Here is a 25,246-nt window from a genome sequence, read left to right as displayed (position 1 = left end):
GACGGGACAATGACACGGGTGATACACACGGGCGACACCCACCTCGGGTACCAGCAGTACAACTCGCCCGCCCGCCGACGAGACTTCCTCAAGGCGTTTCGCAACGTCGCCGAGGATGCGGTTTCAGCGGACGTCGACGCCGTCATCCACGCCGGCGACCTCTTTCACGACCGCCGGCCCGGACTGGTCGACCTTCAGGGAACCATCGATGTCCTTCGAACGCTTGCAGCTGTAGACATCCCCTTCCTCGCCGTCGTCGGCAACCACGAGGGCAAACGCGACGCCCAGTGGCTCGACCTCTTCGCCGATATCGGCCTCGCAACGCGACTCGGCCCCAACCCCGAAGTCGTCGGCAACGTCGCCTTCTACGGCCAGGACTTCGTCCCGCGCTCGCGACGCGAGGGACTCGAGTACGAGTTTGAGCAAGTTCCCGATGCTGCAAGCCACGCGGCGCTGGTGAGCCACGGGCTGTTCGAGCCGTTCGCCCACGCCGATTGGGATACGGAGCGAATGCTCGAAGAGGCCACGGTCGAGTTCGACGCCGTCCTCCTCGGCGACAACCACAAGCCAGACACCGCCGAGGTGTGCGACACCTGGGTGACCTACTGTGGGTCGACCGAGCGCGCGAGCGCGAGCGAACGCGAAGCGCGAGGCTACAATCTGGTGACGTTCGAGTCCGCGGCTGACGAGAGTGAGGCCACGACCGAGGGGGCCAGCGGTGACGAGGTCGCCATCACCCGCCGCTCGCTCACCGACACCCGCGACTTCGTCTTCGTCGATGTCGAACTCGAGGAGGAGGAAGGAATCGACCGCGTTCAGGAGCGCGTCCGCCAGCACGACGTCGAAGACGCCGTCGTCATCGTCACCGTCGAGGGCGATGGCCGTCCCATCACCCCCGCCGCCGTCGAGGAACTCGCACTCGACCGCGGCGCACTCGTCGCCCGGATGAACGACCGGCGCGACATCCCCGACGAGGCCGAGGAGGTCTCGGTGAGCTTCGCCGACCCGGACGCGGCCGTCCGAGACCGAATCCGCGACCTCGGACTCAGTGACGCCGCACGCAGTATCGACGAGACGGTCCGCAACGACGACCTGCCCGATTCGAACGTCCGGGAGTCAGTCGAGCGCCGCGTTCGGGACCTCCTCGAAGACGACCGGTCTGCGTTCGAGCCGGCACCGGAGCGCGCGCCGGAGGACGAGGATGTGACGACGGTTGCGGATCAGCTCTCGGCGGCCGCTGGCTCGGGCACCGGAGGCACCGAAGACACCGAAACGTCAGCAGCTGCCACAGCCGACGATGAGTCCCCGACAGATCCTGAGGGTGACACAGCCGAGCATGACACAGCCGAAAGTGACACAGCGGGCGAGGCGGAGTCCGGCACGGAGCCGGACCGGGACGCCGACCACGCCTCACTGGGTGATTTCGCATGAGAGTCGACCGCGTCCGCATGCTGAACTTCAAGTGCTACGGCGACGCCGACCTCACCTTAGAGCGCGGCGTCACCGTCGTCCACGGCGTCAACGGCAGCGGGAAATCGACGCTGCTCGAGGCCGTCTTCTTCGCCCTCTACGGCTCGAAGGCGCTCGACGACCGCACGCTCGACGACGTGATTACGACCGGCGAGGACGAGTCGGAGGTCGAACTCTGGTTTACCCACGACAACCGCGACTACCACATCGAACGCCACCTCAAACTGCGCGGCGACCGCGCAACGACGACCAAGTGCGTCCTCGAGACGCCCGAAGACACCATCGAAGGCGCACGCGACGTGCGCAAAACGGTCACCGAACTCCTGCGAATGGACGCCGAGGCGTTCGTCAACTGCGCGTACGTCCGCCAGGGCGAGGTCAACAAACTCATCCACGCCTCGCCGAGCGAGCGCCAGGACATGATCGACGACCTGCTCCAGCTGGGGGCACTCGAGGAGTACCGCGAGCGCGCGAGCGATGCACGACTCGGGGTTAAGTCCGTCCTCGACGGCCAGCGGGAGGTCCTCGATGACGTCCGCTCGCAGGTCGAGCAAAAAGAGGAGCAGGATCTCCACGAAACGCTGAACGCACTCGAGTCCGACCGCGATGAGCTTACGGAACAGATAGACCGCTACGAGGCCCAGCGAGACCAGGCCGTGGAGACGCTCGAAACGGCCCAGGAGGTGCTCGAGCGCCACGAAGAGACCCGCGAGGAGATCGAGACGCTCGGCGAGGAGATCGAGGAGTTGCAGTCGAAGATCAACGACACCGAGCGCGACCGCGAGGATGCCAAAGACGAGATTCGCGAGCGGAAAGCAGAGCGTGAGGAACTTGCCGAGGAGCGCGACGAACTGCTCGCCGACCTTGAGCGCGAGGTCAACCCCGCTGCGGAGGACGGAGCCGAGACGAGCGTCGAGTATCACATCGGCGAGCTCGAGGAGCGAGACGAAGAGCTCCAGGACGACCTCGCAGACGTTCGCGTCTCGATCCAGACGAAAACGGAGACCGCCGACCGGCTCCGCGAGGAGGGTGACGACCTCGAAACACGGGCCGACGAGGCGCGCACGGATGCCGACGAAATCGAGAGCGAACTCGAGACGACGGAGTCCGAGATTGACGACCGCGAGGAGAAGCTCTCGGAGCTCGAAGACGAGATCGAGGCGCTTCGAGGGCGGTTCGCTGGCGGAGACAAAGACACAGCAGACGACCTGACCGTCGCGTTCGGCGAGGCCAAAACACGGCTCGCGGCACTCGAGTCCGACCGCGAGGACGTGGTCTCCGAGCGCAACGATCTCACCGCCGATCTCAGGACCATTGAGAACGCCATCGAGGAGGCCGAAGCGCTGCTCGAGGAGGGCAAGTGTCCGGAGTGTGGCCAGTCCGTTGAAGACTCGCCCCACGTCGACGTGCTCGCCGAAAAGCGCGAGGAGGCAGCGGCACTCGAGTCCGAGCGGGAAGCACTCACAGCCGAACTCGAGACGATTGACGACCGTATCGAGCAGATCGAGGACCTGCGGGAGGCCGAACGCCGCGTCGAACGGCTCGAGGACAACCGCGACAATGTCGAGCAACTCCTGAGCCAGAAACGCGAGACAATCGCCGACCGGCGCGAGCAGTGTGGCAACCTGCGCAAGGAAGCCGACGATCTCGAGTCCGAAGCCGAAACGAAGCGCGAGGAGGCAGCGGAACTCGAGTCGGAGGTCGACGACGTTCGGGTCCAACTCGGCGAGATCAACGGCGAGCGCAGCGAGATCAAGGAGACGCTGCAGACGCTGGAACGGGTGCGCGAGATCGCCGATGAGTGCGCCGAGCTTGACCGCCAGATCGAGACGCGCCGCGAGCGCCGTGCCGACTGGCAGGAGATGAACGAGGAGCGCCGTGAAACACTATCGGCAAAGCGCGACCGCAAGCGCGAACTCGAGGGCGAGTTCGACGACGCTCGTGCCGAGGCCGCCCGCGAGGACTGCCAGAACGCCGAGACCTACATCGAGCAGGTCGAGGAGAAACTCGACGACCTCGAGGCACAGCGCGACGACGTGCAAGGGAAGGTCGGCGGCGTCGAGGAGAAACTCGACGAACTCGAGCGCCTGCGTGATCGACTCGACGCAGTCGAAGAAACATGCGAGACACTCGAGTCGCTGTACGACGAGGCCGAAACCCTGCAGACGACCTACGGCGAGTTGCGCTCGGATCTGCGCCAGCAGAACGTCGAGACCTTAGAGCGACTGTTGAACGAGACGTTCGAACTGGTCTACCAGAACGACTCCTACGCGGCGATCGATCTGGACGGCGACTACCAGCTAACGGTGTACCAGAAGGACGGCGAGAGTCTCGATCCAGAACAGCTATCCGGCGGCGAACGGGCGCTGTTCAACCTCAGTCTGCGGTGTGCGATCTACCGGCTGCTCGCGGAGGGTGTCGACGGTGCCGCGCCGATGCCGCCGCTGATCCTCGACGAGCCGACGGTGTTTCTCGACTCCGGCCACGTGACCCAACTCGTTTCGCTGGTCGAGTCGATGCGCGACCTAGGTGTCGAACAGATCGTCGTCGTCAGCCACGATCAGGAACTCGTCGGCGCGGCGGACTCGCTGGTTCGTGTCGAGAAGGACGCGACCTCAAACCGCTCGCGGCTCGAACGCGGTGAGCCGCCAGAGGCGGCGCTGCTGGCGTCTGAGTAGGTGTCGAGTGCGGTAGTGCGGCCTCTCAAATTAGCTCGCAGACTCATGGGAGTCGGGTTTTAGTCCGAAGATAGCGGTGTTGGTACGCTGGCCCCAGCAATCACAATCAGTTCGACTCGAGTGTCCCCGTTGGTCCAGGGGTCGACGCCGAGGCTGAAGCGGAGGTTGAACCCGCGACGGACGAGGAGTTCGAGGGCTCATCCATATCCATATCCATATCCGGATCGGAGGCCGCTGCCGACTCGTCCAGATCGAACCGGATCGTCTCGAGTGCGGCTTCGCAGGTGTCGGTGAGTCGGTAGCCGCGCTCGCCGCCAACATCAGTTTCGGCGAGTAGGTCGGCCCCAGTGAGGATCGTCAGTCGGCCGTGGAGATCGCTCTCACAGAGGGTGGTTCTGTCGAGGATCGTGCGGATGTCGAGTGGACCCTCGTCTGCGAGGCTGATAAGCAGACTGAGGGTGGCTTCGTCGTGGACAGTGGTAAGCAGTGTCCGAACGGGACTGCTGACCGCCTGTGCGACCGGGTCGAGTTCGTCGGCGGCGTCGACGGTGTCGAGTCGGTCGTTCTGGACGTAGCATTCGTCGCCGGTCTGTGGGTCACGAACGAGGCTTGCATGCTCGGATCGCTTGAGAAGCAGGTATCGTTTCCCGGTGTCGTCTTGGACGGTTGTCATGGTCAGTCAGAGTCGTCCGGTATCGGTCCTTCGGCGTCAGCCCCTGAAGTACTTTTGCCGGCGTCAGTATTGCCGGTCGGTGTCGGCATCGTCGTTTGAGCCGCTGTGTTCGGCCTCGGTGGCTTCGCTGTCAGTTCTGCCCGCAAGGTCGTCGCCGTTTTCGGGGGTATCGCCGGTATCGGTACGCTCGTCGCCATCGACACCCGCTTTGACACTCTCATCGTCCAACTCGTCCGAATCCGCGACTGAAAACTCGTCTGTTCGGTTCTGATACGACTGATATCGGTAGTACGCGAAGCCGAACAGGACGGCACCACCGACGACCAGCGCGACTGCCATCTGTGAGACGCCCTCGAAAAGCATGAACATGAGTCCAAGTGCCACCGCGAGTATGGCAGCGTTGAGAACGAGCACGATCCCCCAGAACACCTTCAGGAGCTCGGTTGGAACGTCCGACTCTGCCGTGGAAACCTCCGGCACGGACACCGGACCGGAGTCGATCTCGAACTCGTGTTCGTGTTCGGACTTCAGATCGTCCATGAACGTTGACCCCGCATCCTCAGTCTCCACTTGCGGGATCGTCAGCGAGTCGGTACTCGAGTCCCGGTACGATGCTTCGGGATCCCACTCGCCCGGTGGAGTCTCGTCGCTGGCAGTGGACTCGGGTTGGGCCTTTGTATCTGAATCGGACGGTGAGACGGCCCCGGGCTCCGAGCCGGAATCGTGGTCAGTGTCAGTGGCCGACGTGTCGGCGGACTCGCGGTCGCCGTCTGCGTCGTCGGTACCGGTCCGATCAGTCGTCACAGGTGAGCAGAGCGCAACCACACGCAAAAGGATTCGCGTTTTGGGTGCGGGTTTTGAGTTGGGGATGCCAAGTGGCCGGATACCGCGAAATGTGATCGGGAGAAAGAGCGTCAGTATCGGTCGTGAGTGTAGGCCGGTCGTCGCTCAGACAACGTCCTCGAGGACCAGTGTCTGAGTGGTTTCAACCCACGCGAGCGGGTTCTGGGCGTCATAGAAGACGACGCCGTCGTCAGTCTTGTAGGACTCGATCGTGGGGGCGTCTGCAGGCTCACTACGATCCGTCGCGTCGTCAGGTATGGTGGACATATCGGTCACCTGATCGTGTGTTATGTGTTACCACATTATATGTCTTTTTGCTCCTGCAATATCAGATCAGTTGAGGGAACCGGGACCGATCGGGTTCATAGCGGTGCCGTGTCCGAATCTCGGTCCGGATTGCAGGGGTTTTTATTCACCGGCTACAAAGCCCGATACCATGACTGAGGCGGGCCAAACCGGACTCACAGAGTTTTCAGACGAGTCCGCACAGCGGCCGGACGAAGAGGCTGTCGCCGTCGCGGGCAACGGCGGGACCACTACGGCCGAGGTGATCGACGTCGTCGAGGAAACGCTGCCGGAACCCGAGGGTGAGGCGATCGACATCGCGGTGATGCAAGTCGACTACACCGTCGCTGGCTACGGCGACGAGGAGCGGCCGATCATGCACGTCTTCGGGCGTACGCCGGAGAACGAACTGGAGCACGTGCAGGTCGTCGGCTTTCGACCCTACTTCTACGCACCGACGGAGACACTCGAGCGCCCGCCCGAGGAGCAGTACGACCGGCTCACCGGTAGTGAGACAGAGGACGAGAACGGCGAGCCCTACGAGAGTATTCGCGGTGAGAAGCTTACCAAAATCTTCGGACAGACACCGCGGGACGTGGGACAGATCCGTGACGACTTCGAGCACTACGAGGCTGACATCCTGTTCCCGAACCGGTTTCTTATCGACAAAGACGTTCAGAGCGGCATTCGCGTTCCACAGCGACGCGCCGAGGACGACTCGATCGTCGTTCCCCACGACGAAGTGGAAGCCGTAGATGTCGACGCCGATCCGCGTGTCCTGATGTTCGACATCGAGGTCGAGGACCGCCACGGCTTCCCGGAGGACGGCGAGGAGCCGATCGTCTGTCTGACGAGCCACGACTCCTACCGCGACGAGTACATCATGTGGGTCTGTGCGGCCGACGAGGGCGACGGCGAGATTCCCGACGAAATAACCGATTACGAGCCGATCGAGGGCAAGATCGACCACGAGATTCGCGCCTTCGGCGATGAGGAAGCCATGCTCGAGGCGTTCATCGAGTACGTCCGGGACACGGATCCAGACGTCATGACCGGGTGGAACTTCGAGGATTTCGACGCGCCGTATTTCCTCGACCGACTCGAGGAACTTCAGGGACCACACCACGACTACGATCTCGAAATCGACCGGCTCTCTCGGGTCGACGAAGTCTGGCGCAGCGGCTGGGGCGGCCCGGATATCAAGGGACGGGTCGTCTTCGACCTGCTCTATGGCTACCAGCGGATGGTCTTCTCGGAACTCGACTCCTACCGGCTGGACGCCGTCGGCGAGTCCGAACTCGGCGTCGGCAAGGAGCGCTACGCCGGCGATATCGGCGACCTCTGGGAGGACGACCCTTACCAGCTACTCGCGTACAACCTCCGGGACGTGGAACTCTGTGTGGAACTCGACCGTCAACAATCGATCATCCCGTTCTGGGACGAGGTGCGCTCGTTCGTCGGCTGCAAGTTAGAGGACGCTCCCACGCCCGGCGACGCGGTGGACATGTACGTCCTCCACCAGGCCTACGGCGAGTTCGCACTCCCCTCCAAGGGCCAGCAGGAGGCCGGCGAGGAGTACGAGGGCGGAGCCGTCTTCGAGCCGATCACGGGCGTCAAGGAGAACGTCACCGTACTCGACCTGAAGTCGCTGTACCCAATGTGCATGACGACGATCAACGCGTCGCCGGAGACGAGGGTCGACCATGACTCCTACGACGGGGAGACCTACGAGGCACCAACGGGGACGCACTTCCGAAAGGAACCAGATGGCGTCAACCGGACGATGATCACCGAACTCCTCGCCGAGCGCGAGGAGAAGAAGGCACTACGAAACGAGCACGAACCCGGTACGCCCGAGTACGAGCAGTACGACCGCCAGCAGGGTGCAGTGAAGGTGATCATGAATTGCTTTACGCCGGATACGGAGGTGCTGACTCCAGACGGCGTGCGCGATATCACTGATCTCGAGGTCGCCGACGAGGTGTATTCGCTTGATCCGGAGACTGAAGCGTTAGAGGTAAAGCCCGTCGTCGAAACCCATGCCTATCCAGAGTACGACGGAGATCTGGTCGACATCGAGACTAGCAAGATCGATTTCCGCGTCACGCCGAACCATCGGATGCTCGTCCGCAAGAACGAAACGAACGGAATTACTGAAGACGAATACAGTTTCATCGAGGCCGGGGACCTTGATCGGGCAACGAACTACGAACTACCCCACGACTGGGACGGACCAGACGGAAACGAACTCGATACAGTCGATCTGACGGAGCTGATCGACGGTGAGTACGAGGTGTGGGTTCGGCCATCTGTTCACGGCCATACGTTCACCACAGAACTGGGCTGGAGACCACGTCGAGTGACAAAAGCAGACGTTGGGAAAACTGGCTACGTCTTCACCGCCGAAGAATTCGAGGCACACCGAGAGTACATCGAAGAGGTGTGTGAGACGAGCTTCATTCATCGCGGCTCTGGACGGAAGTGGATTCCACGGACATACGATGGAGACGAGTTCCTTGACCTGCTCGCGTGGTTCGTGACGGAAGGGAACGTGTACACCTCCGAAGACAAGCAGTTCGGCGAGAATTTCCGCGGCTCTGCGACGACAGTGAAACTGGCGCAGGACAAACCGCCGATTGCCGACGGCGGTCTCGATCATCACGCGACGATCGGTGAACTGCTCGATGAGATGGGATTCGACTACTACGTCGACGATCGTTCCTACACGGTCACGTCGAAACTCCTCGGGAATCTCCTGACATCGTGCTGCGGTGATGGAAGCTTCGAGAAACGGATACCTGAACTTGTCTTCGAGTGTAGTCGCCGACAGAAGCGCCGGTTCCTCGAGGTACTTATCGACGGCGACGGTGACCGACAGACGAACTCCTGGCGGTACACGACCTCGAGTAACCGTCTCCGGGACGATGTTCTTCGACTTTGTGCACATCTCGGTCTAACAGCGAACTACAGCCGTGACAGCGGAACGTGGCGAATCTACGTGACTGAAGGATCAAAGAACACGCTTCGAATGCATCGAAGTTCGACCCGGAGTACTGCCGACAACGGTGTCTACTGCGTCACCGTCGAAGACAACCATACACTACTTGCGGGCCGAAACGGAAAATTCCAATTCGTTGGCCAATCTCTCTACGGCGTGTCGGGTTGGGAGCAGTTCCGCCTCTACGACAAAGAGGCAGCATCCGCAATCACAGCCACTGGCCGCGAAGTGATCGAGTTCACCGAGACCGCTGCGAACGAACTGGACTACACAGTGGCCTACGGCGACACGGACTCCGTCATGCTCGAACTCGGTCCTGATATCTCAGAAGACGAGGCCTTAGAGCAATCGCTCGAAATTGAGGAGTACATCAACGACCGCTACGATGACTTCGCGCGTGACGAACTCAATGCTGAGTTCCATCGGTTCCAGATCGAGTTCGAGAAGCTCTACCGGCGATTCTTCCAGGCTGGCAAGAAGAAGCGTTACGCCGGCCACATCACCTGGAAGGAAGGAAAGGATGTCGACACAATCGACATCGTCGGCTTCGAGTACCAGCGCTCGGACATCGCTCCGATCACCAAGGAGGTCCAGCACAAAGTCATCGAGATGATCGTCAAAGAGGGTGACGTCGAGGGCGCAAAGGAGTACGTCAACGGCGTCATCGAGGACGTTCAGGAGGGAGACATTTCACTCGAGGAGATCGCCATTCCGGGCGGCATCGGCAAGCGACTGGACAACTACGACACCGATACGGCCCAAGTTCGTGGCGCGAAGTACGCGAATCGGCTGCTCGGCACCAACTTCCAGCGCGGCAGCAAGCCAAAGCGTCTCTATCTCGACCGCATTGGTCCCTCGTTCTTCGAGCGAATCGAGGAGGAAGAGGGTCTCGACGCTCGAACGGACCCAATCTATGGCGCGTTCAAGCGCGATCCAGACGTGATCTGTTTCGAGTACGAGGACCAGATCCCCGAGGAGTTCGAGGTTGACTACGACACGATGTTAGAGAAGACACTGAAAGGACCAATCGAGCGCATTCTCGAGGCACTTGGTGTCTCTTGGGAAGAGGTCAAGAACGGCCAGGAGCAGACGGGTCTGAGTAATTTCATGTGAGCAGCGGTTCTGACAGCATCCAACACATCTTTCTGCCTCGGTCTCAATACCACAGATAGAGGCGACACGCGTTCTATTTGTATTTTATAGGCCGTGAGAACGGAACTGCGTGAGCCTGTCTACGGGAGCACCCTGCAAGCGGAGGTTCCGGTTCCGGAAAATTATCTTTCGTGTTCGAAACCGAATAGGGCCAGAATACGAAACCGTTATCAGTCAGACGACCCACGATTCAGACGACAGAATACTATGGCACGCCTCGAACTATCCAACCTGCACGCAGAAGTAGCAGATGGCGACGAGAAAATCCTCGAGGGCGTCAACCTCGAGGTCAAGTCGGGCGAGATTCACGCCCTGATGGGACCGAACGGCTCCGGGAAGTCGACGACCGCGAAGGTCATCGCCGGCCACCCAGCCTACGAGGTCACCGAGGGCGAGGTCCTGCTCCACCTGGAAGAGGACGAGTTCGGTGACGAGATCGAGATCGACGACGACCAGCGCAGCTGGAACATTCTCGACCTCGAACCGAACGAGCGCGCTGCGCTCGGAATTTTCCTTGGCTTCCAGTACCCAGCCGAGATTGAGGGCGTCACGATGACGAACTTCCTCCGCACGGCGCTCAACGCCAAGATCGACGAGCGCGAAGAGCTCTTTGAGGACGAAGAAGGCGACGAGGACGAAGAAGAAGAGGAAGGCTTCGAGACCTCGCCGATGGAAGGCCCAGCGGACGAGGGCGAAGTCGGCGTCGCCGAGTTCCAGCAGATCCTCCAGGAAAAGATGGAGGAACTCGACATGGACGAGCGCTTTGCACAACGCTATCTCAACGCCGGCTTCTCCGGCGGTGAGAAGAAGCAGAACGAGGTTCTTCAGGCTGCAATCCTCGAGCCGTCGATCGCCGTTCTCGACGAGATCGACTCCGGGCTCGACATCGACCGCCTGCAGGATGTCTCGAACGGAATCAACTCGCTTCGTGACGAGCAGGGTACCGGTATTCTCCAGATTACCCACTACCAGCGCATCCTCGACTACGTCGAGCCGGATCACGTCCACGTCATGCTCGACGGCCAGATCGCAAAGAGCGGCGACGCCTCACTCGCAGAGGAACTCGAGGACAAGGGCTACGACTGGGTTCGCGAAGAAGTCTACGGCACCGCGTAACCGGATTCAGCTAGAACAACCGTAATAACGCCAGAGCCGTAAACACGACTACATACAAATCATGAGTTCCGAACAAGATCACCTCAAAGAAACCGACACCGAGGCGCGCTTCGAGTTCAAGAAGGAGCAAAACGCCGCCGTCAAGTCCGGCAAGGGCCTGACCGAGGAGGTCATCCGAATGATCTCCGACGACAAGGACGAGCCCGAGTGGATGCTCGAGCGGCGTCTGCGTGCGCTCAAGCAGTATCACAACATGCCGATGCCGACGGACTGGCCCGGGCAGCCGGATCTGACCGAGCTGGACGTCGAGGAGATTGTCCCCTACATCCGCCCAGATGTCGACAAGCGCGAAGGCGTCGACGACTGGACGGAACTGCCAGACGAGATCAAAGACACCTTCGACAAGCTGGGCATTCCAGAAGCCGAGAAGAACGCGCTCTCGGGCGTCGGCGCACAGTACGAGTCCGAGGTCGTCTACCAGAACATGCAGGAACAGTGGGAAGAAAAGGGTGTCATCTTCATGAACATGGACCGCGCGGTCCAGGAGCACCCTGAGCTTGTCAAGGAGCACTTCATGACGACCTGCGTTCCGGCAAGCGACAACAAGTTTGCTGCACTGCACGGTGCCGTCTGGTCCGGCGGCTCGTTCGTCTACGTTCCAGAGGGCGTTACCGTCGAGATGCCGGTGCAAGCGTACTTCCGAATGAACTCCGAAGGGATGGGGCAGTTCGAGCACACGCTCATCATCGCTGAGGAGGGCTCGGAAGTCCACTACATCGAGGGCTGTTCCGCACCGAAGTACGGTGCTCACAACCTCCACAGCGGCGGCGTGGAAGTCTTCGTCGAAGAAGATGCTCACGTCCAGTACTCGACCGTCCAGAACTGGTCGAAGAACACGTTCAACCTGAACACCAAGCGCGCCATCGTCGAGGAGAACGGGACGATGGAGTGGATTTCGGGCAGCATGGGCTCGAAGGCCACCATGCTCTACCCGTGCTCGATCCTCAAGGGTCGCGGCGCGACCGACACCCACATCACCATCGCCTTCGCGGGCGAGGGTCAGGACATCGACACCGGTGCGAAGGTCTACCACAACGCGCCAGAAACGAGTTCGACCATCGAATCCAAGTCGATCTCGAAGGACGGCGGCCGCACCAACTACCGCGGCCTCGTCCACATCGCCGACGGTGCCGAGAATTCGAGCACTGCCGTCGAGTGTGACGCACTGATGTTCGACAACGAGTCCACCTCGGACACCATGCCGTACATGGAGATCGAGGAGTCGAAGGTCGACGTTGCCCACGAGGCAACCGTCGGCAAGATCGGAGACGAGGATATCTTCTACCTCCAGAGCCGCGGTCTGGACGACGACGACGCCAAGAAGATGATCGTCGCCGGCTTCATCGAGCCGATCACGGAAGAACTGCCGATCGAGTACGCGGTCGAACTCAACCGCCTCATCGAACTCGAGATGGAGGGAAGCCTCGGATAATATGAGCGCAGCAACGCACACAGAAGTACACGCCAATCTGACGGACGAACAGGTACGCCAGATCTCCGACGAGTTGGACGAACCCGAGTGGCTGCTCGAGACCCGTCTCGAGGCGCTCGACGCGCTCTCCGAACTCGACATGCCGGACGTCATCCGGACGCCGGGTCGCGACTGGACGAACCTCCACGAACTCGACTACGAGTCGCTCGTGGACCCGCTGAACGCGGCGGAGAACAAGGACCAAGTCGGCCCGGACGAAGCTGAGGTTCTCGCCTGGAGCGAGGCCGTCGACGAGCACGAGGAGCTCCTCAAGGAGCACTTCGGTAGTGTTGTCGATCCCCAGGAGAACTACCTGACGGCGCTCTCGACGGCGCTGTTTAGCACCGGAACGGTCATCTACGTCCCAGAGGGCGTCGACGCCGAGGGCGTGACGATCCGAACCGAGCAGAACTCCCGCTCGCTGTTCAACTACACGCTCGTCGTCACCGAGGAGTCGAGTTCGGTGACGATCCTCGAACGCCAGTCGACGGGCGAGAAGCAGGATGAACAGTACTACAGCGGCATCGTCGAAATCGTCGCCGGCGAGAACAGCAACGTCCAGTACGGCAGCCTCCAGAACCTTTCGGAGGAGGCCTACAACTTCACGCTCAAGCGTGGCGACGCCGACACGTACGCGACGATCGACTGGATCGAGGCCAACCTCGGGACGCAGCTGACGAAGTCCGGGGTCGAGACCGAACTCAACGGCGATGGTTCCGAGAGCCAGATCGTCGGCGCGTTCTACGGCCACAACGACCAGCACTTCGACATTGACGCGAGAGTCTGGCACCGCGCCGAACACACGACTGCCGACCTCGTCACTCGCGGCGTCACCGACGACGTCGCCCGCTCGGTCTACGAGGGCGTTCAGGACGTCGGACGCGGCGCGTGGGACACCAGCTCCTACCAGCGTGAGAACACGCTCATGCTCTCTGATGAGTCCGAGGCCGACGCCTCGCCAAAGCTGATCATCAACAACCACGACACCGAGGCCTCCCACAGCGCCACGGTGGGTCAGATCGACCAGGAAGACCTCCTGTACATGACCTCGCGCGGCGTCCAGCCGCGTGACGCACGCAACATGCTCGTCGAAGGCTTCTTCGTGCCGGTACTCGAGGAGATTGCCGTCGATGAACTGCGCGATGACCTCGAAGAGCTGATCGCAGCGCGTCTTCGACAGCGCGACTAACGGTTCTTTTCGCTTTCGCACTCGTGGTTACATCGGTTGTTTTTGCAGTGTCTCGGTTCGTGTACCACACCGAACACTGGCAGCGATAGCGACGCCGGACTGGTCGTGAGGAAGGAGACGAGTAAGAGCAAGAATAAGAGCCGGAGTAGGGACGATTAAGTAGCCACGGCTCTGACGGCGTAGCATGAGCCTGGGACAGCGTGTCTCGACCGACCGACAGCTCACACGACTCCTCCAGATCGGGGTCGTGCTAGAGGAGGTCGTCGAGTCGCGTGCCGCCCACCACCTCGAGACGCTCTCGCCGGAAGAGCGGGATGCCGTCGACGAGGAGGTACGTGCGCTACTCGTCGATGCTGCTGAGGAGTCCGCCGACCACCGTGACCGCCTCGAGAAACTAATCGCAGACCTCGAGGCAGAAACGGTTCCCTACGAGGAGATCAACGCGCTGGTCGACGCCCAGTACGGGCCGCCGGAGGACACAGACGGCGTGCTCTACGATCAGCTCGCAAACGAGGAGACGGCCTACAAGTTTTATGACGACCTGATCGGGGCGATCGAGGCCTCGGACAGCGAGTTCGCCGTTGACCGTGAACGGCTCCTCGAGACGCTCAGAACGCTTCGCGAGGAGGAAAGGGAAGGTGCCGAGGAGGTAACGGAAATCATGGAGCGAAGAGCATGAGTGGAACACGGACGGCTACCCGCACCGGCGCGTGGACCGAGACCAGCAGTGACGGAGGGACGCAATGAACACGGCAGACCAATATCTCAAGGCGATCTATCTCGCACAGCGGATCGAAGAGGGCCCCGCTTCGACCGGCACACTCGCAGACCTGCTTGAGGTCAGTCCGGCGAGCGTCAACGAAATGATCGGCAAACTCGAGGAGAAGGGGCTCGTCGAACACGAGAAGTACAAGGGCGCGACGCTCACTGACGAGGGACTTGAGCGCGCCCACGATGCACTGCAGACGTACTGCATCATCGAGCGGTTTCTCACTAACGTCCTCGAGGTTGAGGAGTTCCGCGACGAAGCGCGCGCGTTAGAGAGTGTTATCGACGATACGGTCGCTGACCGTCTCGATACGATCATCGACCGGCCGGGCGAGTGTCCGGACTGCTTCGATCCCGAACACGATCACTGCGAGCGACTTGAGAGTCCCGGGACCGGAACCGGAACTGGGACGCAGTGTGATTAAGGGTCGAGACGCTGACCGTTTCTCAGAGCCAGATCGCCATCACCATGGCAATCACCATCGTCATCGGTTGCCGTCCCTCATTGCTGTCGCTCCCGTGAGTTATCCTCCGGGTTTACGATCTCCCTCTCGTCACCGAACCGAATGTATCGCCGACCGACAAGCGCTGCGAACGCGAGCGCGAGCAGTACGATGACGACAGTTCCCAGGGAGAGCGACCAGGAGTCACCCTCCCAGTCGGCGTCGAAGACAGCCGCGTAGTACGTTGCTGCCTCCGAGCCGTGCAGCGCGAGCATGACCTCACGGTTGTTCTCGAAGGCGTTCTCGTTCCAGTTCGCGCTGCCGACGACGGCAACTTCGCGGTCGATGATGACGCCCTTGGCGTGTATCTTCTCGAACCGGTCGGTGTCGTCGACCAACTGAACATCGATCGAAAGGCCTTCCGATTCTGCAATGTGTTCGAGATCCGCTGCTAGTGCCTCGTTGTCGTCCTCGTGATACCACGTCGAGTCGAGCAGGATCCGAACGTCGACACCACGACGCGCTGCGTCGACCGTCTCCTCGAGTAGGGACAGGCTTGGATCGATGCTGGCCTGTTTGAGGAGAATCTCGTCGTCGGCGTCGGCGATGAGCGTCTGGAGTCGGGGCTCGGCGTTATCCGGCGCGACCAGCAACTCGACGCTCGTCGTCGAGACTCCTTCCGCATCGTGTTCTGTCGGGTACGATGGAGAGACATCCGCACCAATGCCGTCATCGTCTTCGACGAACGAGGTATCAGCCAGATACGCCTCACCGGAGACGGTGTCCCAGCCGTCGAAATCCGCCTCGAAAATGTCCGCCAGTTCGGCTGCAAGCGCGGGGTCCTCGAGTCGGACGCCCCAGCCGCGACTCGATTCGCCACCGACGCCCGACGGCCCCCAGTTCTCGGTCGTCACGAGCACCGTGTCGTCCGCGACGGCGTACTTCGGGTGGTGGAACCGGTAGCGAGCGCCCTCGCCGCCTGTCGCGCCGACGTCGACATCGCTTTCGACGAGCGACTCGAGTACCGGTTCGCTCGCGGCCGGCGTGCCGCCGACGGGGCTGGCTTCGATCAGGACGGTCACCTCGACACCGCGGTCGGCTGCGGCGACGAGTTCGTCTGCGATTTCACTGGACGTGATCGTGTAGCCGGCGAGCAGGAGTCGGTCCTCGGTGGATCGGATCGTCTTGAGTGGGACGGCGGGTTCGTCGGGAAGGACAAACGCGGTGGCGGTCGAGACGTCGCTCTGTGCTGGTGGGACACAGGTTGCCTCGTGGGGCCACCACTGGCCGTCGGTGGCGGTGAGTTCGGTGCTGTTGGCGTCAGCAGCGGTGACACTGGTGCTGTCGTCGGCTTCAGATTCGGCTACTGTGTCGCTGTCCGCCATCGATCCACGATACCACCGCTGTGCGAGCGGCGCGCGGTCGTACTCAATAGTGTCGACGGTGGTGGAACCGTTGCGCAACTCGAGTACGTCGCCGTCAGCAGCGAACCGGATCGAGCCCTCGAGTTCGATGACGGGATCGTCAGTCAGTTGGTCGGTCTCGTTTGGGGCCGTACTCAGCGCGGTACGCCCCGAAACGGTCTGGTTGGGCAGTGTTGCAGTCGTGTGGCCGTCGGTGAGCGTCCAGTTGTCGACGTGGGTTTCGGGCGGCGTCTCGATGACAACGAACTCGCCAACGTTCTGATCGGTGGTCGGGTTGGGCGCGACTTCGACGAGTCGGGGTTGTGGTATGTTCTGTGCAGAGGGAGAGAGGCGGTCAATGGGGCAGGCGACGCCGTTAGCCGGAGACGCAGGCGCGGATGTGGACGCGGATAGACTATCTGGACCGACTGACGCCGGTGTAGTTGCAGAGACACCCCAAATCCCCACAGTGAGTCCACTGAGGAGGCTACACACGAGAAGTGTACAGAGCGCGATCGACCGTCCCGAACTGCTGGACATCAGAGAGTCTGGATTCGTATTCGTACTTAAACTACGGGACGGAGAGATGTGCGGTGACGAGCGTCGAGCGAAAGAGGATGCGAAACGCAAACCCCAAACGCAGAATTAGACGCAGCGGCGCAACGAAGTGGTGATGGTCGTAGTAGGTACTCGATACCGGACTCAGACCACGGGCTCGAGATTCGCGTTCTCGGCTTCGGCCTGCACGAGATACGCTCGGTCGTCGTCGTACTCGGCGACGATCTCGAGTGCATCGGCCGTACCGATCTGGTTGAGCGCCCAGGCGGCGCTCGCACGAACGCGGTCTTCCTCGTCGTCTGCGAGCACGTCTGCGAGCGGGTCGATTGTGCGAGTGTCACCAATCATCCCGAGTGCGCGGGCTGCCCAGCTACGGACATCTGCGTCGTCAGCGGCGAGCTGTTGGGCGAGGGGGTCGACTGCGTCCTCGGCACCGAGTTCGCCGAGTGCGCGGAATGACGGCTTCTGGAGCGCCGGATTAGAGTCGACGTAGTCGACCAGCGCGTCGACGACCTCGTCGCTCGCGACGCCGATCTTGCCGAGAATGCTGATCGCGTGTTCGTCACGCCGGCCGGCCTTCTGGACCATCGTATCGATTGCTTCCTCGGGACCCATGCGTTCGAGCGCCTCGAGACAGTGTTTCTCCATGAAGTCGGAGTCGAGGCTGTCGTAGGCGAGCAGGATCTGCTCGACGTTACCGCGCTTCTCGTGGACCTTGAGGGCGTGCCACTCCGGTGGGAAGTCCTTGATATGCTCAAGCACATCGTAAAAGCCCTCGCGGCGGAGCTGTTCGCGGACCTCGAGGTCGGTCCACTCGGTGGCGTCGTCGACCTCGCTCTCGAAGTCGTCGGTCGCCTCGAGGAGGCCGGCGATCGTTTCCTCGTCATCGTCAGCATCGAGAGCGGCGTCCTCGACGGCTGCAGTCGCCTCGCTGAGGGCTTCGTCCAGCTTTTCGGGAACGTTGCCCTCCTCGTCGCCCTTCTCGCCCAGTTCGGCACCGCTTGCGGGCTCGAGGCCGGACGGGAGTTCGAGACTGGCACCGAGCAGGTCGTTCACGTCCGCGAGGAAGGCGTCGGTTGCCTCGATCAGCTCTTCGTCGCCCTCGAACGTCCAGCGGGTGCCCGTAATCGTCCCGCTGACGCCGTCGATCTCGCTGACGACGTCCTCGCCGTAGGGACCGCGCTGGTCTTCCAGATCGGACTCGAGATCCGAGAGGTCGCTCTCGATGTCGTCGTAGGTGTCCTGCAGTTCCTCTTCGGGTGCGGGTTCGTCATCTTCGTCGTCTTCGTCCTCCTCGTCCGTCTCAGGCGGGTCCGGAATCTCGACGGACTCGAGTTCGGTCCGGAATTCGTCAAGGTCGGCTTCGACGACGTCTAAGTCGTCTTCGGTCTCCGCTGCTTCGAGGTCGTTCTCGAGTGCCTCGATGTCTGTTGCGAATGTCTCGAGGTTGGCTTCGATGGCGTCGAGGTCAGCGGGTTGTTCTGGCTCCTGTTCGGCTTCTTCGTCCTGCGGTTCGTCGTCGCTCATACTCCCACCGTCCCTGTGGCGGGACGACGCCGAGACGTACCACTGTTCATACGCTACGGTCGTGTCAGGATCGTCCTAAGCGTTTCCATGCGTGGTCGTCGTCTGGGAGCTGGTGTCCTCGCGGTCGCGCCAGTAGAGCCACGGGCTGAGTGTCATGTAGGCGACCCCGAGCGTCAAGAGCGCGTACGGGAACGTGCGGCCGGCGAAGTTCGGAATCAGGATCGCGAGGACGTGGACGACGCCCATGATGCCAGCGTCGCGCGCGAGCAGGTCCGGGTAGGAAATGCGCGAGACCATCAGGTAACAGAACGCACCCGTGATGGCGAGCACGAGTACAGGATCGGCGACCCCCGCGAGGATCGCTGCGCCGAGGACGGTCGCTGCGAGCGTCGTCTGGACGCCCTCAGTATAGTCGTCGGCGGTGTCGTAGGCCGTGTACATGCCGAGGCGGGCGACGGCCATCGCGACGAACAGCGCACAGATCGTCAACACGAAGAGCAATTCAGCCGAGACGGACTCGAGTGAGATGTTGAGGCCGTCGGTGACGACGACGAACGCGAGGGCCGCGGGGGCGACGGCGAAGGAGGCAACGTCTGCGAGCGAGTCGAGGTAGGGGCCGGCGTCGGTACCGCCGTACCGTCGGGCCAGGAGTCCGTCGAGTCCGTCCGCGACGGCGGCAAGCAGGATGAGTCGGGCGGCGAGGTCGATGTCGACGAAGGCGACGACGACGGCGACGAACCCCAGGGCGGCATTGGCGATCGTCACCGCGTCGGCGATGCCGAGTCGCCCGACGAACCGGGGAAGCATATCGCCGAGTCGGCGGGCGTGTACCTTACGTGTTTTCGTTTCTCGACGCTAACTGTATGCGGCCCGGGGCGATGATGTTCGGCCCTGTAGCGGTGGTTTCCAGTAGTTCGGGTGTCGAAGCGGACCGGCGAACCGGGGCGGTTATACCGCGACTCTCCCAAGGGGACGGTATGAACCGGCGCGTCTACCTTGCCGCCGTCGGCACCTCCCTTTCGGCCAGCCTCGCCGGCTGTACCTCGGTCATGAGCGTCTTCGACGACGAGGACCCGTGCAGCGGCGACGAGTGCGATATTGGGATGACTCGCAACGCGTTCGTTCCAGTCGAGTACGAGACAACCGTCGGCGAGACGGTCGTCTGGAAGAACACAAGCGGTGCAGACCACACCGTGACGGCTCTCGATAACGGCATTCCGGACGACGCCGAGTACTTCGCTACTGGTGGCTACGAGGACGAACAAACTGCTCGCGACGCCTGGCACAAGTATCGCGGTGGTCGACTCGGTACGCGGGAGACGTACGAGCATACGTTCGAGGTTCCCGGCGAGTACACCTACATCTGTGAACCGCACGTCGAGGGTAACATGATCGGGACGGTTATCGTCCGGGAGTAGACCGCGAGTTCAATCGGTTTCTGCGGGTTCCGCGCGATGATCTCTCTGATCGTGTCGCTCTGTTCTCTGATCGTTTCGCTCTGTTGCTTTCGTATCGGGTAGTCCGCCTGCTGCCATTTGAGATTACTCCGCTTTGTCATCGATTACGGTTCACCGATGCAACAAACTCCATAGTGATATACAAAATGGGGAAGGCTGATGTTGCGAAGATGCCTCTATGATGCACAGGTTTCACAACTAAACAGGCTGAAATAACTCTCCGAGAGCCGTTGAGAACGCACTTCTGAGAAACCTATCGGATAGATCTCAGGAAATCACCGGAGAAACCGCGCTCAGGACAGCGCTGGCGCTCCCCAGTGAGGAGAGCCCAGAGGAAACGAGTGGGTTAGTCGGGTGGGTCGAGGCCGTAATTCTTCTTGGCGAACGTCAGGAACGAGTTCGCCGTGAGCGCCGGCCCGTCCCCCNCCCGTTTTCGATACCCCAGCGCCGCTTATACCGGACTATTACCCGCCCGATCTGGTGCTTCATCTCCCGTTCGTCAGCGGGATCGACGTCTACCCACGGCAGGTTCGTCTCGAAGGGTTCCGTCGGCGCTTCGACTCGTGCCGGCTCGTCAATTTCCTCCTCGTCCGCTACTTCATCGAGAAGATTGCTCAACGGCGAGTCGCCGTCACGATCCGCCGAGAGCAATGTTGTATCGCCGATGTCCTCGAAGTCTTCGATGAGTTCCTGGCGAATCGTCACGTCCGTGCCGTCATCGGCCTCGTCCTCCCGTTCACACTCGCGCTTCGGGAGGGAGACTGCCTTCCGCGTCGGTCCATCGTCGCTTCGTATATAATCCCCAGAATATACCAGCAACCCTGCTCCTTTTTCTTGTACCGAGCTGAAAATATTGATGACGGGGTTCGGGAACCACTCATACGGTTTACTGTAAGTCATTTCCGGCGCACCCACGAGCCAGTCGGCGGGTGCGCCGGTAAATCGTTACAGTAATCCGTATAAATCCCATCTACTTTCCAATGGTAAGATATATAATTCCCCTCTGCATTTGTCTGTAATAGATGGGGTTTCGCCGCCCTCGGAAATCCAACTCTGATTCAAGAAATTCATCATCTCGCTCATCAGCGTCTCCATCGTCGAAGCCGTCGACAACGGCTCGTCGATCCAACCGCAACGCCACCCGCACTACAACCGACTCACAGTCATCTGCTGCTCGGCGTAGCCGGTCTGCTGCTGAGANTGCGAAGCGGTACTCGGCCACTCGGTGCCCACAGCCTCTCTCAGGCGAACGCTCGAGCAGGTAGTAAACACCGAAGGTCGTGAGACAGTTGAACAGTGGGCCGACGAAGGGATGCCAGTCGGGATAATGGGTGATTCCGAGAAGATGGCTGCGTTCCGAACGCGGCAAGCGCAGTCTCCTGAAGCAGTCCCAACTGATATCGAACGGCAGAACGAGCTGTCGAAANGGTGATTCCGAGAAGATGGCTGCGTTCCGAACGCGGCAAGCGCAGTCTCCTGAAGCAGTCCCAACTGATATCGAACGGCAGAACGAGCTGTCGAAATACCGAAACAGAGACACTCACCTGGATGATGACCGGTCTGGAGAAACAGCCGTTCCCGACCCTGTTCGCCGAGTTCTCTCCACACCTGGCCAGTCGCTGGATGCGGCGGTCCAGTCGGACTTAGCCGAGCGTCTGGGTGATCGTTTCGACGACGTCACGATTCATACCGGCCCGGAAGCAGCGAAAGCCTGCGAGTCGATCGACGCTCGAGCGTTCGCCGTGGGCTCGCACGTCGTTTTCAATCACGGGGAGTTCGATCCGGACAGCGCCACAGGCAAGTACCTGCTTGCCCACGAACTGGTGCATACTCGCCAGCAGACGGACGGACNCAATCACGGGGAGTTCGATCCGGACAGCGCCACAGGCAAGTACCTGCTTGCCCACGAACTGGTGCATACTCGCCAGCAGACGGACGGACGCGTCACTCGGTTGCCAGCAGACAAACAACTCGAGGTGCGAGATTCCTCGAGTGCGTACGAGCGTGAGGCGGACGAGCTTGCCAGTGAGGCGCTCCGATCGGACGCGGGCGTTGGGTCGCTCACCCCGAGCCAAGCAGCGCTGTCCGTCCAGCGGATGCACAAACACGAACTCCTCGAGGTACTCGACGACGAACTTGAGGAAGACCTCCCCGAGGAGTTCGAGGATGGCCTGCCCGAAGAGGTCCTCGAAAAGCTGCCGGAGGCGCTGCGTGAAGGCTACGAGAACGGTCATCCAGCATTTACGCGGGCCTACGAGCGGGAGTTTGACAATNTCCTCGAAAAGCTGCCGGAGGCGCTGCGTGAAGGCTACGAGAACGGTCATCCAGCATTTACGCGGGCCTACGAGCGGGAGTTTGACAATGCGACGTTCCCCGAGCTAACGAGGGAAGCGGTCCAGAACAACGAACGATACGGCGGTGAGGGGTCGGCTCACTGTACCTGGGAAGAGATCCAGAACTCACTCCTGTTCAATGACCGCGAGGGAATCGAGAACCTCAGCGAGCGCGAGCAGCGAACGCTGGCGCTGTTCATGAACGAGTCCGACGAGATCGCCGCCCAGTTCGGCGAAGCGATCGAGCGTCACTGGCAGGGTCTCTCCGGCGGTGACTACCTGGCCGCCTCGATGGAGAACGCGACTGCCGGGGCGATGGTAGACATTTCGACGGGACAACCATTCGTTTCGACGGCAGCCGGTGTGTTTTCCGGGCCGATCCGGGCACAGGTGGAGTACCAGGTAGACAAGCGTCTGCCGAAGGACTACGATGAATATGGGAAGGTGGAGCTTCTACGTGATTTGGTCGCAGAGGTGACTGAAGGGGATGAAGATAGGGCTGAGCAGGCGACTGAAGAAGCATCGGCCAGTCCGAACGAAGGCCAACTCAATGACTCAAGTTACTTTAATTCTCAAACGAATTTTGAAGACGAGAATGAGTCCGGGTCTCACTACTCTCCAATTGATCCAGATCAAATCGAATCCAATTTAGATGATCTCAGCAGAATCGACAGCAATCAATGGGTAAAGTTAAGCCAAGATCAACGAGAAGAGTACCTCAAAACGTTACAACAGACGGGCCTCATGTCACGTGTATTAGTCGGCACAATGGCGTCAGTCGATCCAGACACGATCGATGAGATCAGTGTGACAGACTACGCCAAAACGGGTGTATCCAGTGCGGGCGTGACGGGGACGGCATCAACTGGAAGCAAAGCCGGTGCTGACGTAATCGAATCGAATTCCGTCGATCTGTCCGCAACTGTGACCTCCGGCCTGACTAAAGGAGGTGTGAAAGGTGTTACTACTGTGTTGACAAAACTCGGTCTGGAAGTGTCTGGGGCGAGAGGGAAACTCACAGCAGTTGGTGACACCCTCGAAGACCGCCTCGCCAAACGCGTCAAAGGGATTCGCAGAGAGCGAGCCGCCGGTCTTGAATCTTCACAAGAGTACGACGAACTGGTCCATGCACTCTTACACGCCTTAGATGAAGAAGGCCTGTTGGAGGAGCATTATTATGACTAATGTACCACTGTCCCGAATGGAAGCCGACGTTATCGGGCTGGATAGCCCAGGGGTAGCTATCCAAGTGATCGATCACCGCGACTATACCCATCACCTGCTGTTCGACTGGGACGGTCAACTCATTGGTCACGTTCAAGACCGATTTACAGAGGAGGATCAGACTGATCTCCAGCCTGCGAAAATACTCGAGCGCGTTCGGTTTCGCGCACGCAATGTAGGACACCACGAGACTGATGCAAAACTCCTCAGCGCCATATTCGACTGGGTCGTTCTTGAAAACGCCATCGATGTCCTCCATGGTTTGGACCAATCGGCAATTATGGAACACTTCATGGACTTTCTCGAAGCGATTCGGGAGCCTCCCGTTGATGACGTGGAGTTCACCGCCTTGTACCTCTATCTGGATGACGCAAACAAGGAACTGATCGACCGGTCCGATCCCGTGACATTCTATTTTGAGGATCAGGACCTCGTTCACACACCGGTTAGCCTTGAGCGTGAACCCGACGTGTACGTGACGATTTCACCACTCACACGACCGTTCGCTTGCGATCATACCTTCCGAGATCTTATCGTTTATCAGCTTAAGTGCCAGATTCGAGATCTCTACTATATGCAAGGTGGCCAGCCACCGGAACAGTACCAAGTCGATGGGATCGGTCTTCATGATACTGAACTCGTCCCATTCGAACATCAAGCACAATAGAACTATGCAAGCAAAGGTAGTCGGAATTAAAGAAGGTGTCATTGGTGTGGAGGTTGTCGATCCACGTGGTAATTCTCATCTCATCGAATTAGCTGTGGATAACGAAGATGCGGATGACTTTCACGGCCAAGACACTTACCCACACAGTTCCGAAGAACGGGACAATGAAGAAGAGCGTTTAATGAATCAGGTCTTCGCTCGCGCCCGCTTCGAGGCTCACACACAAACGGAGTACGACATCCTCCGTTCGGGGTGGGACCCGACCCAGTTACGCCGGGGCATCGACGCCCTCGAGCGTATTTCAGACGACGAATTCGACGANCAAACGGAGTACGACATCCTCCGTTCGGGGTGGGACCCGACCCAGTTACGCCGGGGCATCGACGCCCTCGAGCGTATTTCAGACGACGAATTCGACGATCTCTTCTACGAGTATTACACGGCGTTGCACGATCCGACGCGCCTCAAAGACGAGTATGATATCGGTCCAGACACTGCCGAAGTCGAGGGGAACCCTCGGATCGCACTTGTGATCAAGAGCTTCTGTATCGACGATCAAAACGAGATTGTGAACGATTTACCCCTGTTCGTCTTCTACTCGAGCGAACAGGCCGACAAAAATTATACGGCTGGTCCGGATCCCGACTGTCCCAGTGGTACTANCTACTCGAGCGAACAGGCCGACAAAAATTATACGGCTGGTCCGGATCCCGACTGTCCCAGTGGTACTACTGAAATCCCGTCGATGCTCCCGCCGTTCAAAGACGCACCAGAAGACTTCATCTATCCTGAGGACTTCAGGGGCCTGATGATCAATAATCTCATCTGCCAAATTAGAGATATTTATCGTAATATGGGTGAGCGACCACCGAAACAGTACGATATCGACGGCTTCGGGAAACCCAACGGAAACTTTGATCGGTGATACTAA

General features: G+C 60.4%; 18 protein-coding genes and 1 pseudogene. 12 read left to right on the top strand and 7 right to left on the bottom strand.

The annotated features are described in order from the left end of the window. Positions 1–9 precede the first annotated feature (9 nt). Together mre11 and rad50 are read left to right on the top strand one after the other, a co-directional pair. Positions 10–1,431 (top strand): DNA double-strand break repair protein Mre11, encoded by a 1,422-nt coding sequence (gene mre11 / locus C482_RS17165; protein WP_006169049.1) that lies wholly within the window; start codon positions 10–12, stop codon positions 1,429–1,431. Then, positions 1,428–4,148, top strand: coding sequence for a DNA double-strand break repair ATPase Rad50 (rad50, locus tag C482_RS17160; protein ID WP_006169048.1), 2,721 nt, complete (start codon positions 1,428–1,430; stop codon positions 4,146–4,148). Before mre11 ends, rad50 begins: the two co-directional genes overlap by 4 nt. A gap of 106 nt (positions 4,149–4,254) precedes the next feature. On the opposite strand, the gene C482_RS17155 is transcribed toward rad50, so the two are convergent. The 3 genes from C482_RS17155 to C482_RS21890 form a co-directional block, all read right to left on the bottom strand. Then, complete coding sequence (locus tag C482_RS17155; protein ID WP_006169047.1) at positions 4,255–4,821, bottom strand: DUF7346 family protein; 567 nt, start codon at positions 4,819–4,821, stop codon at positions 4,255–4,257. Positions 4,822–4,884: 63 nt separating this feature from the next. After that, positions 4,885–5,625 carry a DUF7322 domain-containing protein gene (locus C482_RS17150; RefSeq protein WP_006169046.1) on the bottom strand — a complete coding sequence of 247 codons (741 nt, stop codon included), beginning with the start codon at positions 5,623–5,625 and terminating at the stop codon, positions 4,885–4,887. A 144-nt stretch (positions 5,626–5,769) separates the two neighbouring features. After that, entirely contained in the window at positions 5,770–5,931 is a 162-nt protein-coding gene (locus C482_RS21890; protein WP_169317624.1) for a DUF7331 family protein, read from the bottom strand. A gap of 169 nt (positions 5,932–6,100) precedes the next feature. Here C482_RS21890 and C482_RS17145 point away from each other — a divergent pair, with 169 nt between their 5' ends. The 6 genes from C482_RS17145 (at position 6,101) to C482_RS17120 (ending at position 15,128) form a co-directional block, all read left to right on the top strand. Next, positions 6,101–10,060 carry an intein-containing DNA polymerase II gene (locus C482_RS17145; protein ID WP_006169036.1) on the top strand — a complete coding sequence of 1,320 codons (3,960 nt, stop codon included), beginning with the start codon at positions 6,101–6,103 and terminating at the stop codon, positions 10,058–10,060. Positions 10,061–10,306: 246 nt separating this feature from the next. Continuing rightward, positions 10,307–11,215 carry an ABC transporter ATP-binding protein gene (locus C482_RS17140; protein WP_006169035.1) on the top strand — a complete coding sequence of 303 codons (909 nt, stop codon included), beginning with the start codon at positions 10,307–10,309 and terminating at the stop codon, positions 11,213–11,215. Between the two features lie 61 nt (positions 11,216–11,276). After that, complete coding sequence (gene sufB, locus C482_RS17135) at positions 11,277–12,707, top strand: Fe-S cluster assembly protein SufB (RefSeq protein WP_006169034.1); 1,431 nt, start codon at positions 11,277–11,279, stop codon at positions 12,705–12,707. A 1-nt stretch (position 12,708) separates the two neighbouring features. Further along, on the top strand, positions 12,709–13,935 hold the full coding sequence (gene sufD, locus C482_RS17130; protein WP_006169033.1) for a Fe-S cluster assembly protein SufD: 1,227 nt from the start codon (positions 12,709–12,711) through the stop codon (positions 13,933–13,935). A gap of 184 nt (positions 13,936–14,119) precedes the next feature. Next, the gene (locus tag C482_RS17125) at positions 14,120–14,614 is read left to right on the top strand and encodes a M41 family metallopeptidase (protein ID WP_006169032.1); all 495 of its coding nucleotides are present in this window, start codon (positions 14,120–14,122) and stop codon (positions 14,612–14,614) included. Between the two features lie 64 nt (positions 14,615–14,678). Next, positions 14,679–15,128: a metal-dependent transcriptional regulator gene (locus tag C482_RS17120; protein ID WP_006169031.1), complete on the top strand. Its 450-nt coding sequence runs from the start codon at positions 14,679–14,681 to the stop codon at positions 15,126–15,128. Between the two features lie 77 nt (positions 15,129–15,205). On the opposite strand, the gene C482_RS17115 is transcribed toward C482_RS17120, so the two are convergent. From C482_RS17115 to C482_RS17105, 3 genes are all read right to left on the bottom strand, one after another. Further along, positions 15,206–17,089 (bottom strand): phospholipase D-like domain-containing protein, encoded by a 1,884-nt coding sequence (locus C482_RS17115; protein ID WP_006169030.1) that lies wholly within the window; start codon positions 17,087–17,089, stop codon positions 15,206–15,208. 162 nt (positions 17,090–17,251) lie between these two features. Next, a complete protein-coding gene (locus C482_RS17110; RefSeq protein ID WP_006169029.1) occupies positions 17,252–18,634 on the bottom strand; it encodes a HEAT repeat domain-containing protein in 1,383 nt (460 codons plus the stop codon). A 75-nt stretch (positions 18,635–18,709) separates the two neighbouring features. After that, positions 18,710–19,441 carry a protein sorting system archaetidylserine synthase gene (locus C482_RS17105; protein ID WP_006169028.1) on the bottom strand — a complete coding sequence of 244 codons (732 nt, stop codon included), beginning with the start codon at positions 19,439–19,441 and terminating at the stop codon, positions 18,710–18,712. Positions 19,442–19,611: 170 nt separating this feature from the next. Here C482_RS17105 and C482_RS17100 point away from each other — a divergent pair, with 170 nt between their 5' ends. After that, positions 19,612–20,052 carry a cupredoxin domain-containing protein gene (locus tag C482_RS17100; protein WP_006169027.1) on the top strand — a complete coding sequence of 147 codons (441 nt, stop codon included), beginning with the start codon at positions 19,612–19,614 and terminating at the stop codon, positions 20,050–20,052. A 385-nt stretch (positions 20,053–20,437) separates the two neighbouring features. On the opposite strand, the pseudogene C482_RS17095 reads toward C482_RS17100, so the two are convergent. Next, a pseudogene (locus tag C482_RS17095) lies at positions 20,438–20,883 on the bottom strand (ISNCY family transposase); the annotation flags it as partial. Positions 20,884–21,533: 650 nt separating this feature from the next. On the opposite strand from C482_RS17095, the gene C482_RS17090 reads away from it, so the two are divergent. From C482_RS17090 to C482_RS17080, 3 genes are all read left to right on the top strand, one after another. Then, a complete protein-coding gene (locus tag C482_RS17090) occupies positions 21,534–23,609 on the top strand; it encodes an eCIS core domain-containing protein (RefSeq protein WP_006169024.1) in 2,076 nt (691 codons plus the stop codon). A gap of 16 nt (positions 23,610–23,625) precedes the next feature. Further along, entirely contained in the window at positions 23,626–24,315 is a 690-nt protein-coding gene (locus C482_RS17085; protein WP_006169023.1) for a hypothetical protein, read from the top strand. A 181-nt stretch (positions 24,316–24,496) separates the two neighbouring features. Then, complete coding sequence (locus tag C482_RS17080; RefSeq protein WP_006169022.1) at positions 24,497–25,240, top strand: hypothetical protein; 744 nt, start codon at positions 24,497–24,499, stop codon at positions 25,238–25,240. Positions 25,241–25,246 lie beyond the last annotated feature (6 nt).

The organism is Natrialba chahannaoensis JCM 10990 (assembly GCF_000337135.1).
Classification (GTDB): Archaea; Halobacteriota; Halobacteria; order Halobacteriales; family Natrialbaceae; genus Natrialba; species Natrialba chahannaoensis.
This window is presented reverse-complemented; position numbering and strand designations above follow the sequence as displayed.

Bases quoted from the DNA above. Each gene is read 5' to 3' on its own strand.
- mre11 (WP_006169049.1), top strand. From the start codon at position 10: ATGACACGGGTGATACACACGGGCGACACCCACCTCGGGTACCAGCAG.
- rad50 (WP_006169048.1), top strand. From the start codon at position 1,428: ATGAGAGTCGACCGCGTCCGCATGCTGAACTTCAAGTGCTACGGCGAC.
- C482_RS17155 (WP_006169047.1), bottom strand. From the start codon at position 4,821: ATGACAACCGTCCAAGACGACACCGGGAAACGATACCTGCTTCTCAAG.
- C482_RS21890 (WP_169317624.1), bottom strand. From the start codon at position 5,931: ATGTCCACCATACCTGACGACGCGACGGATCGTAGTGAGCCTGCAGAC.
- C482_RS17145 (WP_006169036.1), top strand. From the start codon at position 6,101: ATGACTGAGGCGGGCCAAACCGGACTCACAGAGTTTTCAGACGAGTCC.
- C482_RS17140 (WP_006169035.1), top strand. From the start codon at position 10,307: ATGGCACGCCTCGAACTATCCAACCTGCACGCAGAAGTAGCAGATGGC.
- sufB (WP_006169034.1), top strand. From the start codon at position 11,277: ATGAGTTCCGAACAAGATCACCTCAAAGAAACCGACACCGAGGCGCGC.
- sufD (WP_006169033.1), top strand. From the start codon at position 12,709: ATGAGCGCAGCAACGCACACAGAAGTACACGCCAATCTGACGGACGAA.
- C482_RS17125 (WP_006169032.1), top strand. From the start codon at position 14,120: ATGAGCCTGGGACAGCGTGTCTCGACCGACCGACAGCTCACACGACTC.
- C482_RS17120 (WP_006169031.1), top strand. From the start codon at position 14,679: ATGAACACGGCAGACCAATATCTCAAGGCGATCTATCTCGCACAGCGG.
- C482_RS17115 (WP_006169030.1), bottom strand. From the start codon at position 17,089: ATGTCCAGCAGTTCGGGACGGTCGATCGCGCTCTGTACACTTCTCGTG.
- C482_RS17110 (WP_006169029.1), bottom strand. From the start codon at position 18,634: ATGAGCGACGACGAACCGCAGGACGAAGAAGCCGAACAGGAGCCAGAA.
- C482_RS17105 (WP_006169028.1), bottom strand. From the start codon at position 19,441: ATGCTTCCCCGGTTCGTCGGGCGACTCGGCATCGCCGACGCGGTGACG.
- C482_RS17100 (WP_006169027.1), top strand. From the start codon at position 19,612: ATGAACCGGCGCGTCTACCTTGCCGCCGTCGGCACCTCCCTTTCGGCC.
- C482_RS17085 (WP_006169023.1), top strand. From the start codon at position 23,626: ATGGAAGCCGACGTTATCGGGCTGGATAGCCCAGGGGTAGCTATCCAA.